General features: G+C 71.7%; 10 protein-coding genes. 7 read left to right on the forward strand and 3 right to left on the reverse strand.

Going from position 1 to position 15,299, the window contains the following annotated elements:
- The first annotated feature begins 61 nt into the window (after positions 1 to 61).
- Complete coding sequence (locus OHN19_RS38110; protein ID WP_330268557.1) at positions 62 to 1,219, forward strand: cytochrome P450; 1,158 nt, start codon at positions 62 to 64, stop codon at positions 1,217 to 1,219.
- A 51-nt stretch (positions 1,220 to 1,270) separates the two neighbouring features.
- Here OHN19_RS38110 and OHN19_RS38115 read toward each other — a convergent pair whose 3' ends face one another.
- The 3 genes from OHN19_RS38115 to OHN19_RS38125 form a co-directional block, all read right to left on the reverse strand.
- Positions 1,271 to 2,056, reverse strand: coding sequence for a hypothetical protein (locus OHN19_RS38115; protein ID WP_330268558.1), 786 nt, complete (start codon positions 2,054 to 2,056; stop codon positions 1,271 to 1,273).
- The gene (locus tag OHN19_RS38120; protein WP_330268559.1) at positions 2,053 to 3,312 is read right to left on the reverse strand and encodes a glycosyltransferase family 4 protein; all 1,260 of its coding nucleotides are present in this window, start codon (positions 3,310 to 3,312) and stop codon (positions 2,053 to 2,055) included. Before OHN19_RS38120 ends, OHN19_RS38115 begins: the two co-directional genes overlap by 4 nt.
- A 74-nt stretch (positions 3,313 to 3,386) precedes the next feature.
- Positions 3,387 to 4,460, reverse strand: coding sequence for an alkene reductase (locus OHN19_RS38125; RefSeq protein WP_330268560.1), 1,074 nt, complete (start codon positions 4,458 to 4,460; stop codon positions 3,387 to 3,389).
- A 99-nt stretch (positions 4,461 to 4,559) separates the two neighbouring features.
- Here OHN19_RS38125 and OHN19_RS38130 point away from each other — a divergent pair, with 99 nt between their 5' ends.
- The 6 genes from OHN19_RS38130 to OHN19_RS38155 all read left to right on the forward strand — a co-directional run bounded on the left by OHN19_RS38130 (position 4,560) and on the right by OHN19_RS38155 (position 15,205).
- On the forward strand, positions 4,560 to 4,928 hold the full coding sequence (locus tag OHN19_RS38130) for a MerR family transcriptional regulator (RefSeq protein WP_330268561.1): 369 nt from the start codon (positions 4,560 to 4,562) through the stop codon (positions 4,926 to 4,928).
- Between the two features lie 457 nt (positions 4,929 to 5,385).
- The gene (locus OHN19_RS38135) at positions 5,386 to 6,582 is read left to right on the forward strand and encodes a cysteine desulfurase-like protein (RefSeq protein WP_330268562.1); all 1,197 of its coding nucleotides are present in this window, start codon (positions 5,386 to 5,388) and stop codon (positions 6,580 to 6,582) included.
- Positions 6,583 to 6,646: 64 nt separating this feature from the next.
- Complete coding sequence (locus OHN19_RS38140; protein ID WP_330268563.1) at positions 6,647 to 7,435, forward strand: DUF427 domain-containing protein; 789 nt, start codon at positions 6,647 to 6,649, stop codon at positions 7,433 to 7,435.
- A 159-nt stretch (positions 7,436 to 7,594) separates the two neighbouring features.
- Complete coding sequence (locus OHN19_RS38145) at positions 7,595 to 10,969, forward strand: pyruvate carboxylase (RefSeq protein WP_330268564.1); 3,375 nt, start codon at positions 7,595 to 7,597, stop codon at positions 10,967 to 10,969.
- A gap of 112 nt (positions 10,970 to 11,081) precedes the next feature.
- Positions 11,082 to 13,763, forward strand: a complete 2,682-nt coding sequence (locus OHN19_RS38150; protein ID WP_330268565.1) for an MGH1-like glycoside hydrolase domain-containing protein — start codon at positions 11,082 to 11,084, stop codon at positions 13,761 to 13,763.
- A complete protein-coding gene (locus OHN19_RS38155; protein WP_330268566.1) occupies positions 13,760 to 15,205 on the forward strand; it encodes an alpha-amylase in 1,446 nt (481 codons plus the stop codon). Before OHN19_RS38150 ends, OHN19_RS38155 begins: the two co-directional genes overlap by 4 nt.
- Positions 15,206 to 15,299: the final 94 nt, after the last annotated feature.

A 15,299-nucleotide genomic window follows, 5' to 3' on the forward strand; every position in this document is an offset into this window, starting at 1 on the left:
GCCGTTCACCGCCACGCATTTACCGCTGGGCCGCCGACGGACGGTTGCTAGCCTCGGCACCGTGATCGAATTCCCCCTCGGCGCCGCGACCACGCTGGCCGAACTCGCCCGGGACCCGCACCCGCGCCTGGCCGAACTCCGTGCGCACGAGCCGGTGTCCTGGCTGCCCGAGCTGAACGGCTGGCTGGTGACCCGCCGCGATCTCGCGCTCGACGTGATGCGGGACGCCGAGACCTTCACCGTCGACGACCCCCGCTTCTCCACCGCACAGGTCGTCGGACCGAGCATGCTCTCCCTCGACGGCGCCGAGCACACCCGCCACCGCGAGCCCTTCGCCGCGCCCTTCCGCCCCCGTGAAGTGCGGGAGGGCTTCGCCGAGTTCATCGAGGAGGAGACCGACCGGCTCGTCACCGCGCTCGAACCGCGGGGCGCCGCCGAACTCCGCCGCGTCTTCGCCGGACCGCTCGCCGTGGCGGTGGTGACCCGGGCGCTGGGACTGGCGGGCGTCGGCACGGACGCGGTCCTGGCCTGGTACGACAGCATCGTGCGGGCCGTCTCCGAGCTCACGGCGGGCCACACGGCGGACCCCGCGGGCCCCGAGGCGTACGCACAGCTCCGGGCGGCGGTCGAGGCCACCGTCGGGGAAGGAGCCGGGACCTCGCTCCTCGCGGCGGCGGCCGACCGGCTGACCCTGCCCGAAGTGGCCTCCAACGCCGCGGTGTTGATGTTCGGCGGCATAGAGACCACGGAGGCGATGATCACCAACGCGCTGCTCCACCTCCTCCGGCACCCCGACCAACTCGCCCTGGTCCGGCATGACTTCGCTCTCCTCGACGGCGCGATCGAGGAGTCCCTGCGGCTGGAACCCGGCGCGGCGGTCGTCGACCGCTACGCCACCCGCGACACCGCCCTCGGCCCGGCCGCGATCCGCGAGGGCGACCTCGTCACCGTCTCCCTGACCGGCGCCAACCGCGACCCCGCGGTCTTCCCGGACCCCGACCGCTTCGACGTCCGCCGCGAGAACGCCCGCCTCCAACTGGCCTTCGCGCACGGCCCGCACTACTGCCTCGCCGCCCACCTGGCCCGCCTGGAGACCAGGATCGCCCTGCGGCACCTGCTCGACCGCCTCCCGGCCCTCCGCCTCGACCCCGACCACCCCACCGCCCCGCACGGCCTGGTCTTCCGCAAGCCGCCCACCCTGCACGTGCGTTGGGGGTGAGCCGAGCCGCCCCGCACGTGCGGTGGGGGTAAACCTCACCAGGGAGGTGTCTCAGCCCGCCCGCGTCACCTCCAGGGACAGGTCGTTGTCGACCGTGTAGTACGGCCGCACGACCGCACCCCCGACCGTGGCCCCCGGATACACGAAGACCTGCTTGCGGTCCGCCACGTCGTCCAGGAGCCGGGCGAGCCGGATCGTCGGGGCGCCGGGAGCGGGCCGTAGGAACAGGTCCCAGATGCCGGTGTCCAGGGCCGACGTGTCGTCGACGGTGCAGGAGAACCCGCGGCCGTCCGGCTCCACCAGGGGCTCCAGAGTCCGGGTGACGGCCTTGTCCCGCCGCAGCCTCAGCTCCACGCGGGCGCCCTCGGCGAGCGGGGAGCCGTGCAGCCGGGCCGCGACCGTCAGCGTCCGGTCCGTGACGTCGATGCGGTCGACCTCCGCGTGCGCGGGCCGGAGCCAGGTGCGCACCGCCAGGAAACCGTCCACGGTGACGTAGGGGACCCGTACGGCCAACGGGCCCCGCCGCTCCCGCAGATGCCCGTCGACCAGCGCGCGCAGATCCCGCGGACCCGGGCGCAGCCGCGTCCGCTCGGAGCCCTGGAGCAGATACACGTCCCACCGCCCCTCCGGAAGCACCGGATCGGCGTCCAGCACGGCACGCGCCCGCCCCTCGTCGGCCGCGTCCGGGTCGAGCAGGTCGAGGACGTGCAGGCTCTCCTCGGGCTGCCCCTTCTTCGGACGCAGCCGCAGCAGGAGACTGAGGCCGTGCGCCTGCGGCACCTCGAAGGTGATCCTGCCGTCCGCGTCGACCGCGCACCCGGCGCGTGGTGTGGTCATGACCGTCCCTTCCGTACGAGGCGCAGCGCGCCGCTCGCCGCGACCAGCGCGGTGTCCCTGGCGGCGGAACCCCGGGCGGACAGGGCCCCGCCCTGGCGTTCCCGCACCACCGGCCGCCCCGCCCGGCGGGCCGCGACCGCCTCCGCGATGAGCTCCTCGGCCTGCTCGACGACCGGCTCGGGAGCGAACCGTCGCGCGTTCTCGAGCGCCGCCCTGCCCATACGGCGGCGCAACTCGTCGTCCCCGACCAGCTCCAGCAGGGCCCCGGCCAGCGCGTCCCGGTCCCCGACCGGCACCAGCCGCCCGTCCACCCGGTCCGCGATGATCTCGGCGGGCCCGTGGGGGCAGTCGGTGCTCACGACGGGCAGTCCGCAGCGCATCGCCTCGACGATGGTCATGCCGAAGGGCTCGAAGTCGGAGGTGGCCGCCCCGATCGAGCCCTTGACCCACTCGGCCTCCATGGGGGCCGCCGCCCCCATCAGGAAGACGTTGTTCCACAGCTTCAGGTCGGTGATCAGCTGCCGCAGCCGGTCGTGCTCCTCCCCCTTGCCGTAGATGCGCAGCTGCCAGTCCGGATGCCGGGCGGCGACCGCGGCGAAGGCCTCGACGAGAAGGTCGTACCGCTTCACCCTGACCAGCCGCCCGGCCGCGACGACCACCTTGGCGGAGCCGTCGGCGGCAGGCAGCACGGGATCCGGCACGCTGTTCGCGAGCGCCTTCACGCGTACGCCGGGCAGCCGCATCCGGCGCCGGTAGGAGGCCGCGTCCGCCTCGGTCACCGTGGTGAGCACGTCGAGCCCGCGGTAGGCCCGGCGCAGCGCGGTTCGCAGCCTCGGCGAGTGGTTGTCGAGGGTGAGGTGCTCCTGCCCGACCCGGGCGACATGGCCGGGCGCCTCCTGCGCGAGATGCACGTTGAGCCCGGGCCGGGTGCCGATCACCGCGTCCGCGTCGGTCGTGGCGAGGGCCTCGGCTATGCGCTGGTCCGTCAACTCGCTGTACTGGCCGTACCGGTACTCGGCTCGCGGGAACACCCGCGCCGGTCTCAGATGTAAGGGGTGCTCCTTCTCCTGTCTGAGATCGACCAGCGGCCGCAGCGAAACCCGGGGATCCAGCACGAAGTTGGGGAGCTCCCGGTGCCGCAGCACCGAGATGATCTCCACGTCGTGCCGTCGGGCCAGGGCCTGGGCCAGATTGAACGTGGTGGTGATCGTGCCTCCGATCCCGTAGGCGTTGTGGAGCAGGAAAGAGATCTTCATGCCGGGCTAGACCACCGCACATTGCCTCTGGTTGACCTTCGTTACCCTTTCGTGGTGTCCTCGCGGCCTGGACGTCACGCCGTGTACTGGTATGCGGGATAAGTGAGATAGCCGCGGTCGCCGCCCTCGAAGTACGTGGCCTCCTCGGCGGGCGCGATCGGCAGCCCGGTGCGCAGTCGCTCGACCAGGTCCGGATTGGCGAGGAACGCGCGGCCGAAGCTGATGAGATCGGCGCCGAGTCCGAGCCAGTGCTCGGCCTCAGCGCGGCCGGTCTGCTTGGCGCCCATCGGCAGCACCGGGTTCATGACGAGGGCTCCCGGCCAGGCCCGCCGCAGGGCGACGAGCGTCTCCTCGGGGGCGGTGGCCTCCAGATGGACGTAAGCCAGGTCGAGTTGAGCCAGCTCGGCCAGCAGCGCGGTGTACAGCTCGGGGGTGTCGGTCTCCTCGACTCCCCAGAAACCGCCGCCCGGTGAGAGCCGGATCCCGGTCCGGTCCGCGCCCACGGCGTCCACGGTCGCGGCGGCCGCCTCCACCGCGAAGCGGATCCTGCCCGCCACCGAGCCGCCGTACCGGTCGGTGCGCAGGTTGGCGTTGGAGGAGAGGAACTGCGAGATCAAGTAGCCGTTGGCGCCGTGCAGTTCCACCCCGTCGAACCCGGCGTCGACGGCACGGCGGGCGGCCTCGGCGTACGACCCGGCATGCTCGCCCACCTCGTCCGTGCGCAGCGCCCGCGGCACCGGGGCGGCCTGCGGTCCCGTGGGGGTGAACACCTCTCCGGTGGCCGGGACGGCCGAGGGCCCGACGGGCCGCAGCCCGGTGGTGTCCGGGTGCGAGACCCGGCCGCCGTGCATGATCTGGGCGAAGATCCGGCCGCCGTTGGCGTGCACGGCCTCCGTCACCGGGCGCCACGAGGCCACCTGCTCGTCGGTGTACAGCCCCGGGGTGCCCGGATTGGACTGCCCGATCAGGCTCGGCTGCACCCCCTCGCTGACGATCAGGCCGGCGGAGGCCCGCTGGGCGTAGTAGCGCGCCATCGAGGGCGTGGCCAGACCGCCCTCGGCGGCCCGCACCCGGGTCATCGGGGCCATGACCACCCGGTTGGGCAGCCGCAGTCCGCCCAGCTGGAATCCGGTGAAAAGCGTCGTCACGTCACGTCTCCTTCGTGATCCGTCGTCCCCGTGTCCGGGGACGCGGTTACGCTAAAACCTGACGTCGATGTGAGGGTCAAGTCCGTTCGGGAGGAACACATGCGCATCGGGGAGCTCTCGGCGCGGGCCGGGGTCAGTGTCCGGGCCCTGCGCTACTACGAGGAGCAGGGGCTGCTCACCAGCAGGCGCAGCGCGAGCGGGCAGCGGCACTACACCGAGGACGCGGTCGAGCGGGTGTCGTTCCTCCAGCGGATGTACACGGCCGGACTGTCCAGCCGTACGATCATCGAACTGCTGCCGTGCGTCGACGCGCCCAGCGCGGAGACGTCCGACGCCGCGCTGGAGCGGATGGCCGAGGAACGCGACCGCCTCACCGACCACATCGCCGAACTGATCCGCACCCGCGACGCCCTCGACGGCCTGATGGCCACGAACCGGGCCCACCGGGAGACGCTGCGGGCGGTGTGACGGGCCGGGATCACCGCGGGGCCGGGGCGAGAGACTGGGGTCGCCGCGAGACCCTCCGGGCGGTGTGACGGGCCGGAGATCGGGGATCACCGTGAGGCCCCGAGGTCGGGGCGACAGACCGGGATCATCATGAGGTCCGCGGTCGGAGCGACAGGCGGGGCGCACCGGGAGGCCCTGCGGGCGGTGTGACGGGCCGGGATCGCCGCGAGACCGTGTGGTCGGGGCGACAGGCCGGGTTCACCCCGAGACCCGCGGGCGGCGTGACGGGCCGTCCACCGCGAGCACCCGCGGGCGGCGTGACAGGCTGAGGCCGCCGTGAGACCGCGCGGGCGGCGTGGCAGGCCGGGTCCACCGCGAGACCCTCCGGGCGGTGTGACGGGCCGGGATCGCCGTGAGACCTCGCTGGTGGCGTGACACGCTGGGAGCACCGCATTCCGGCCGGATCAAGGAGCCCCACGTGACGTACGACATCGCCGCCCTCCGCTCCCGTTTCCCGGCCCTCGCCGCCGGTACCGCGCACTTCGACGGGCCCGGCGGGACCCAGACGCCGGAGCCGGTCATCCGGGCCATCGCCGACGCGCTGGCCCAGCCCCTGTCGAACCGGGGACGGATCACCCTGGGGGAGCGCAACGCCGAGCGGATCGTCACCGGGGCCCGCCGGGCCATGGCCGACCTCCTCGGCGCGGACCCCTCAGGGATCGTCTTCGGCCGCAGCGCCACCCAGCTCACCTACGACTTCTCCCGCACCCTCGCCAGGACCTGGTCGCCCGGCGACGAGGTGGTCGTCACCCGCCTCGACCACGACGCCAACATCCGGCCGTGGACGCAGTCGGGCGCCACCGTGCGCTGGGCCGACTTCGACCCGAAGACGGGGGAGCTGACCGTCGACGCGCTCCGGGCCGTCCTGTCCGAGCGCACCCGGCTCGTCGCCGTCACCGCGGCCTCCAACCTGATCGGCACCCGCCCCGACATCCCCGCGATGGCCCGAGCGGCCCACGAGGTCGGCGCCCTCCTCTACGTGGACGGCGTCCACCACACCGCCCACTCCCTCGTGGACCTGGAGGAGTTGGGCGCCGACTTCTTCGTCTGCTCCCCGTACAAGTTCCTCGGCCCGCACCACGGAGTCCTCGCCGCCCGCCCCGAGCTGCTTCAGACCCTGCGCCCGGACAAGCTCCTGCCCTCCACCGACGCCGTCCCCGAGCGCTTCGAACTCGGCACCCTGCCCTACGAGTTCCTCGCCGGGACGACAGCGGCGGTCGACTTCCTCGCCGAGCAGCTGGACCCGGACGCCACCGGCACCCGCCGCGAGCGCCTGACCGCCGGGTTCGCCGCACTCGAAACCCACGAACACGTCCTGCGCGGACGCATCGACGAGGGGCTGGCCGCGCTCGACGGGATCACCGTCCACTCCAGGGCCGCCGACCGCACCCCCACCGTGCTGCTGACCTTCGACCACCACGACACCGCCGACGCGTACGGCTTCCTCGCCGAGCGCGGTGTCCAGGCCCCGGCCGGCTCCTTCTACGCCGTCGAGGCCTCCCGCCACCTCGGCCTCGGCGACACCGGCGGCCTGCGCGTGGGCCTCGCCCCCTACAACGACACGGAGGACGTCGACCGACTCCTGACGGGACTGGCCGACTTCCTCAAGAGGTGAACTTCCCGAAGAAACGAACCAACCGAAGACGTGCACTTCCCCGAGAGGTGAAGGGAGAACCACCATGACCACCTTCCCCACCGCACGAAACGTACGGACCACCCCGGAAGGCCTGCTGTGGGAGCCCAGCGAGCGCTGGGTGCGCGGCCGCAAGGGAGACGTCACGGTCGTCGACAGCCGGCACCCCGTCCTCGTCTGGGAACCGGACGTCCCCGTCCCGCTGTACGCCTTCCCGCGCGCCGACGTCCGCGAGGACATGCTGCGGCCCGCCAAGAACCCGCAGACCGGAAGCCACACCGGCTCACAGGTCTTCTACGACCTCGAAGTCGACGGCGAGGTCGTGGAGAACGCCGCCTGGACCTTCCCGGCCGCCGACCTCGCCGACCACATCGCCTTCGCGTGGTTCCGGCGCTGGGGGACCGGCCTCGACCACTGGTACGAGGAGGAGGAAGAGATCTTCGTCCACCCCCGGGACCCGCACAAACGCGTCGACGCCATGCCCAGCAGCCGCCATGTCGTCGTCGAGGTCGACGGCACGGTCGTCGCGGACACCCGCCGACCCGTCCTGCTCTTCGAGACGGGCCTGCCCACCCGCTACTACCTCCCGCGCGAGGACGTCCGCCTCGACCTCCTCGAACCCACCGACCACCACACCGACTGCCCCTACAAGGGCACCGCCGAGTACTGGTCCACCGGTGGCCACGCCAACATCGTCTGGAGCTACCCGGACCCGCTCCCCGCCGTCGGCGCGGTCAGGGGACTGCTCGCCTTCTACAACGAGGCCGTCGACCTCACCGTGGACGGGGAGCGCCTGGAGCGACCGGTCACCTTCTTCACCGGAACCGTGAAGTGATCAGCGCCGCCGGCCGGACACTCGCCGCCCGCCGGACACCCCCCGGTACCTGCACGGATCATCCTCAAACCGTCCGCGACACGTGACCTGACTCTCATGGCCACAGGCGGGCTTTGCCGAGAACATGGGGGCGTCACCGGCAGGCCGAAGGGAACGGGAATGCTCCGCAAGGTACTGGTCGCCAACCGTGGTGAGATCGCGATTCGCGCGTTTCGCGCGGGTTATGAGGTGGGCGCGAGGACGGTCGCCGTCTTCCCGCACGAGGACCGCAACTCACTGCACCGACTCAAAGCCGACGAGGCCTACGAGATCGGCGAACCGGGCCATCCCGTGCGGGCCTACCTCTCCGTCGACGAGATCATCCGCGCCGCCCGCCAGGCCGGCGCCGACGCCGTCTACCCCGGCTACGGCTTCCTGTCGGAGAACCCCGAGCTCGCGCGGGCCTGCGAGGAGGCCGGCATCACCTTCGTCGGACCCAGCGCCGACATCCTCGAACTGACCGGCAACAAGGCCCGCGCGGTCGCCGCCGCCCGCGCCGCCGGAGTGCCGGTCCTCGGCTCCTCGGCGCCCTCCACCGACGTGGACGAGCTGGTCGCGGCCGCCGACGAGATCGGTTTCCCCGTCTTCGTGAAGGCCGTCGCCGGTGGTGGCGGGCGCGGTATGCGCCGGGTCGAGGACCCCGCCCAGCTCCGGGAATCCATCGAGGCCGCCGCGCGTGAGGCCGCCTCGGCCTTCGGCGACTCGACCGTCTTCCTGGAGAAGGCCGTCGTCGAGCCCCGCCACATCGAGGTGCAGATCCTCGCCGACGGCGAGGGCAACGTCATCCACCTCTACGAGCGCGACTGCTCGGTGCAGCGCCGCCACCAGAAGGTCATCGAGCTCGCCCCCGCGCCCAACCTCGACCCGGAACTGCGCGACCGCATCTGCGCCGACGCCGTCCGCTTCGCCCGCGAGATCGGCTACCGCAACGCGGGCACCGTCGAGTTCCTCCTCGACCGCAGCGGCAACCACGTCTTCATCGAGATGAACCCGCGCATCCAGGTCGAGCACACGGTCACCGAGGAGGTCACCGACGTCGACCTCGTCCAGGCCCAGCTCCGGATCGCCGCCGGCGCCACCCTCGCCGACCTCGGCCTCTCCCAGGAGGCGATCCGGCTGCACGGCGCGGCCCTCCAGTGCCGTATCACCACCGAGGACCCCGCCAACGGCTTCCGCCCGGACACCGGCCGCATCAGCGCCTACCGCTCGCCCGGCGGCTCCGGCATCCGGCTCGACGGCGGCACGACCCACGCCGGTACGGAGATCAGCGCCCACTTCGACTCGATGCTGGTCAAACTCTCCTGCCGGGGCCGGGACTTCACCACCGCGGTCAACCGGGCCCGGCGTGCCGTCGCCGAGTTCCGCATCCGCGGTGTGGCCACCAACATCCCCTTCCTCCAGGCGGTGTTGGACGACCCGGACTTCCAGGCGGGCAACGTCACCACGTCGTTCATCGAGCAGCGCCCGCACCTGCTGACGGCCCGTCACTCCGCCGACCGCGGCACCAAGTTGCTCACCTACCTGGCCGACGTGACGGTCAACAAGCCGCACGGCGAACGCCCGGAGTCGATCGACCCCGTCTCCAAGCTGCCCGCGACACCGGACATCGAGCCGCCCGCGGGCTCCAAGCAGAAGCTCACCGAGCTCGGCCCCGAGGGCTTCGCCCGCTGGCTGCGCGAGTCCCCGACCATCGGCGTCACCGACACCACCTTCCGCGACGCCCACCAGTCCCTGCTCGCGACCCGCGTCCGCACCAAGGACATGCTCGCCGTCGCCCCGGCCGTCGCCCGCACCCTGCCCGAGCTGCTCTCCCTGGAGTGCTGGGGCGGCGCCACCTACGACGTCGCCCTGCGCTTCCTCGCCGAGGACCCCTGGGAGCGGCTCGCCGCCCTGCGCGAGGCCGTCCCCAACATCTGCCTCCAGATGTTGCTGCGCGGCCGCAACACCGTCGGCTACACCCCGTACCCGACCGAGGTGACCGACGCCTTCGTGCAGGAGGCCGCCGAGACCGGCATCGACATCTTCCGCATCTTCGACGCGCTCAACGACGTCAGCCAGATGCGCCCCGCCATCGACGCCGTACGCGCCACCGGCACCTCGATCGCCGAGGTCGCCCTCTGCTACACCTCGGACCTGTCCGACCCCAACGAGCGCCTCTACACCCTCGACTACTACCTGCGCCTCGCCGAGCAGATCGTCGAGGCCGGGGCCCACGTCCTGGCCGTCAAGGACATGGCGGGCCTGCTGCGCGCCCCCGCCGCCGCCAAGCTCGTCTCGGCACTGCGCCGCGAGTTCGACCTGCCGGTGCACATCCACACCCACGACACCGCGGGCGGCCAGCTCGCCACCTACCTGGCCGCGATCCAGGCCGGCGCGGACGCCGTGGACGGGGCGGTCGCCTCCATGGCCGGGACCACCTCGCAGCCCTCCCTCTCCGCGATCGTGGCCGCGACCGACCACTCCGACCGGCCGACCGGCCTCGACCTGCGGGCCGTCGGCGACATGGAGCCGTACTGGGAGAGCGTCCGCCGCGTGTACGCCCCCTTCGAGGCGGGCCTCGCCTCCCCGACCGGGCGGGTCTACGACCACGAGATCCCCGGCGGCCAGCTCTCCAACTTGCGCACCCAGGCCGTCGCCCTCGGGCTCGGCGACCGCTTCGAGGACATCGAGGCGATGTACGCGGCCGCCGACCGCATCCTCGGCCACCTGGTCAAGGTCACCCCGTCCTCCAAGGTGGTCGGCGACCTCGCCCTGCACCTGGTCGGGGCGGGCGTCTCGCCGAAGGAGTTCGAGGAGACCCCGGACCGCTTCGACATCCCCGACTCGGTCATCGGCTTCCTGCGCGGCGAGCTCGGCACCCCGCCTGGCGGCTGGCCCGAGCCCTTCCGCAGCAAGGCCCTCCAGGGCCGCGCCGACGCCAAGCCCGTCCAGGAACTGAACGCCGAGGACCGCGAGGGCCTGGAGAAGGACCGCCGCTCGACCCTGAACCGGCTGCTGTTCCCCGCCCCGACCCGCGAATTCGAGACGCACCGCCAGTCCTACGGCGACACCAGCCTCCTGGACAGCAAGGACTTCTTCTACGGCCTGCGCCCGGGCAAGGAGTACGCCGTCGACCTGGAGCCCGGCGTCCGGCTCCTCATCGCCCTCGAGGCCATCGGCGAGGCCGACGAGCGGGGCATGCGCACGGTGATGTCGACGCTCAACGGCCAGCTGCGGCCCATCCAGATCCGCGATGTCGCCGCCTCCTCGGACATCCCCACCACCGAGAAGGCCGACCGGTCCGACCCCGGCCATGTCGCCGCCCCCTTCGCCGGCGTGGTCACGCTGGTGGTCGCCGAGGGCGACGAGGTGGCGGCCGGGGCGACCGTGGCCACCATCGAGGCGATGAAGATGGAGGCCACGATCACGGCGTCGAAGGCCGGTCGCGTGTCCCGGCTCGCCATCAACAAGGTCCAGCAGGTGGAGGGCGGCGACCTGCTGGTCGAGATCGGCTGACGCCTTCGGCCGGAACGGTGATGCCCGCTTCCATATAGCTCATCACTATTGCGGCCCGCTCCTCCCGGGCCAAGTCTGGACGCATGTCCCGGACGGCGAGGAGGACGGGCGGATGACGACTGGAAGCGGCACACCGGACGCCGAGCGCCGGAGGCTGGCCGAGGCCGACGCGGGCACGGCCCCCTGGCGGCGCTGGGGGCCGTACCTGAGCGAACGTCAGTGGGGCACCGTCCGCGAGGACTACAGCGAGAACGGCGACGCCTGGTCGTACTTCACCCACGACCAGGCCCGCTCCCGCGCCTACCGCTGGGGCGAGGACGGCATCGCCGGGATCAGCGACGACAAGCAGCGGTTGTGCTTCGCGCTCGCGCTGTGGAACGGCCGCGACCCGATCCTCAAGGAGCGGATGTTCGGCCTGACCAACGCCGAGGGCAACCACGGCGAGGACGCCAAGGAGTACTGGTTCCACCTCGACAACACGCCCACCCACTCGTACATGAAGTACCTGTACAAGTACCCGCAGGGCGAGTTCCCCTATGCCGACCTCGTCGCCGGCAACCGGGCCCGTGGCCGGAAGGACTTCGAGTACGAGCTCCTCGACACCGGCATCTTCGACGAGGACCGCTACTTCGACGTGTTCGTCGAGTACGCCAAGGCAGGACCGGAAGACCTCCTGGTAGAGATCACCGCGCACAACAGGGGCCCCGAGGAGGCAGTGCTGCACCTCCTGCCGACCCTGTGGTTCCGGCACACCTGGTCCTGGGCGGGCGGCACGGCGGTCCCCGCGCTGCACGCCACGGACGGGGCGATCCGAGCCGACCACGAGGAGCTGGGCCTCCGGTGGCTCCACCACCACGGCGAAACGTTGTTCACCGACAACGAGACCAACAACGAGCGCGTCTTCGGCAGCCCGAACACCACCCCGTACGTGAAGGACGGCATCGACCGGTACGTGGTCCACGGCGAGACGGACGCCGTCAATCCCGCCCGCACCGGCACCAAGGCCGCCGTCCACCACGTGCTGACGATCCCCGCCGGGGACAGCGCCCGCATCCGACTGCGCCTCACCGACACCGAACTCACCGACCCCTGGGCCGAGTTCGACGCCGTCCTCGACCTCCGCCGCGCCGAGGCCGACACCTTCTACGCCGGCATCACCCCACCGGCCATAGGGGAGGAGGAGCGCCGACTCGTCCGCCAGGCCCTCGCCGGAATGCTGTGGAGCAAGCAGTACTACTACCTCGACGTGGAGCGCTGGCTCGCCGAGCACGGCGTGGACCCGCTCGCCGCCGACCCGCGCATCCGCAACAGCGCCTGGTACCACATGGTCAACGACGAGATCATGTCGATGCCGGACACCTGGGAGTACCCCTGGTTCGCCGCCTGGGACCTCGCCTTCCACACCCTGCCCCTGGCCATGGTCGACATCGGCTTCGCCAAGTCCCAGCTCGACCTGCTGCTGCGCCGTCTCTACCTCCACCCCAACGGCCAGATCCCCGCGTACGAATGGAACTTCGGCGACGTCAACCCGCCCGTGCACGCCTGGGCGGTCCTGTTCGTCTACGAACTGGAGAAGCACCGCACCGGCCGCGGCGACCGCGCCTTCCTGGAGAACGCCTTCCAGAAACTGACGAAGAACTTCACCTGGTGGCTCAACCGCAAGGACGCCGACGGCAACAACGTCTTCCAGGGCGGCTTCCTCGGCCTCGACAACATCGGCGTCTTCGACCGCAGCGCGCCCCTGCCCACCGGCGGTCAGCTGGACCAGGCGGACGGCACCGCGTGGATGGCCCTGTACTGCCAGAACCTCCTCGACATCGCCATCGAACTCGCCGTGGAGAACCCGGTCTACGTCGAGCAGGCGCAGATGCTCTTCGAGCACTTCGCGTGGATCGCCGTCGCCCTGAACCGCATCGGCAAGGACAACGCCAGCCTCTGGGACGAGGAGGACGGCTTCTTCTACGACGTCCTGCGCCTGCCCGACGGCACCGCGACCCGCTTGAAGGTGCGGTCCCTGGTCGGCTTGATACCGCTGGCGGCGACGAGCGTCATCGGCGGCCGCGCGGACCGGGCGTTCCCCGAACTCGTGCAAGGAGCAAGGGACTTCATCCGACGGCACCCCGCAGTGGAGGCCTTCGTCGCACAGCACGCGGGGGCCGACCCCACCACCGACGGCCGGTACCTCTTCGCGCTGTTCGGCGAGGAACGGCTGCGCCGCATCCTGGCCCGCATGCTCGACGAGGACGAGTTCCTCGGCCCGCACGGCATCCGGTCCCTGTCCAAGTACCACGCGGAGCACCCGTACACCTTCGACGTGCACGGCCAGGAGTTCGGCGTCGGCTATCTGCCCGCAGAGTCCGACTCCGGCATGTTCGGCGGGAACTCCAACTGGCGCGGCCCGGTGTGGTTCCCCATGAACATCCTGCTGATCCGCGCCCTGCTGAACCTCCACGCCTACCACGGCCCCGACTTCACCGTGGAGTGCCCGACCGGTTCCGGACGCCGGCTCAACCTCTACCAGGTCGCCCGTGACATCTCCGACCGGCTCACCGCCACCTTCCTGCCCGGCACCGACGGCGGACGGCCGGTGCACGGCGGCCAGTCGGTGTTCGCCAAGGACCCGCACTGGAAGGACCTGATCCTCTTCTACGAGTACTTCCACGGCGACAACGGCGCGGGACTCGGCGCCTCCCACCAGACCGGCTGGACCGGCCTGGTGGCGGCCACCGCGACCCTCTTCCACACCATCAGCGAGCAGGACTGGCACCGGGGCGGACGGGAGTCGCTGTCATGACCGTGATCCACGAGATCAACACCCGCGTGTGGCTGGGTGAGTTGAGCCGTCGTCATGGCCGTCACGTGACTCTCGGGGAGGTGCCGGAGGAGGTCTGGGACGCCTTGGTGCTTCCCGGCGTCGACACGGTCTGGCTGATGGGCGTGTGGGAGCGCAGCCCGGCGGGACTTCGGATCGCGTTGAGCGACGAGGGCTTGACGGCCTCCTTCCGGGACGCCCTCCCCGATCTCACCGAGGCGGACATCGCCGGATCGCCGTACTGCGTACGGAACTACGTCGTCGATCCGGTGCTGGGCGGCCCCGAGGGCCTCGCCGCCGCCCGCGTCCGACTCGCCGCCCGCGGAACGAGGTTGCTCCTCGACTACGTCCCCAACCACATCGCCCCCGACCATCCCTGGCTCACCGAGCGCCCCGACTGTCTGATCCGGGGGAGCGCGGAGGATCTCGCCCGGACCCCGGCCGACTTCCTGGAGACTGGGGGACAGGTCGTCGCCCGCGGCCGCGACCCCTACTTCCCGCCCTGGCCGGACGTGGTCCAGCTGAACGCCTTCAGCGAGGCACTGCGCGAGGCGACCGTGGAGACCCTGGTGTCCATCGGCGACCAGGCCGACGGCGTGCGCTGCGACATGGCCATGCTGCTGATGAACGACATCTTCGGCAAGACCTGGGGGGACCGCGCGGGCACGGCCCCGGCCGAGGACTTCTGGCCGTACGTCATCCCGCGCGTCCGCGCCCGCCACCCCGGCCTCCTCTTCGTCGCCGAGGCCTACTGGGACCTCGAAGCGGCCCTCCAGCAGCAGGGCTTCGACCACTGCTACGACAAGCGCCTCTACGACCGCCTGCTGCACGAGGACGCCGACTCCGTCCGCGCCCACCTGGGCGCCGGCCTCACCTACCAGCAGGGTCTGGTCCGTTTCCTGGAGAACCACGACGAGCCCCGGGTCGCCGCGGTGATCCCCCAGGACCGCTTACGCGCGGCCGCCGTGGCCGTCGCCACCCTGCCCGGCGCCACCCTGTGGCACGAGGGCCAGTTCGAGGGCCGCAGGGTGCGGCCACCCGTGTTCCTGAGTCGCAGGCCCGAGGAGCCCGTCGACGAACCCCTGCGCGCGTTCTACGGCCGTCTCCTGCCCGCGGCCGCCACCGTGCGCCGCGGGGAGTGGCGGCTCGTCACCCCGGTGGGCCGGCCGGACAACGACACCCACCGTCATCTCCTCGCCTGGACCTGGACCCACGCCGACGCCCGCCACCTGGTCGTCGTCAACCACTCCGACCGCCCGGCCCAGGCCCGGCTGCCCCTCCCGTGGGACGACCTGCGGGGACGGGTGCACCGCCTGACCGACCTGCTCGACGGGGCGGTGTACGACCGTGACGGAGACGAACTGGCCGACTCCGGACTGTTCGTCTCCCTGCCGGCCCGGGGATGTCACGTGCTCGGGTGGTGAGTGCCGCGGCACCGGCGTACGGTCGTACGGAGACCATGAGCACCGACCCGCAGGCAAGTTCTGCAGCACGGACCACCCCACCGGACTCCGGCGG

The sequence above is a fragment of the Streptomyces griseorubiginosus genome (genome assembly GCF_036345115.1).
GTDB lineage: Bacteria > Actinomycetota > Actinomycetes > Streptomycetales > Streptomycetaceae > Streptomyces > Streptomyces griseorubiginosus_C.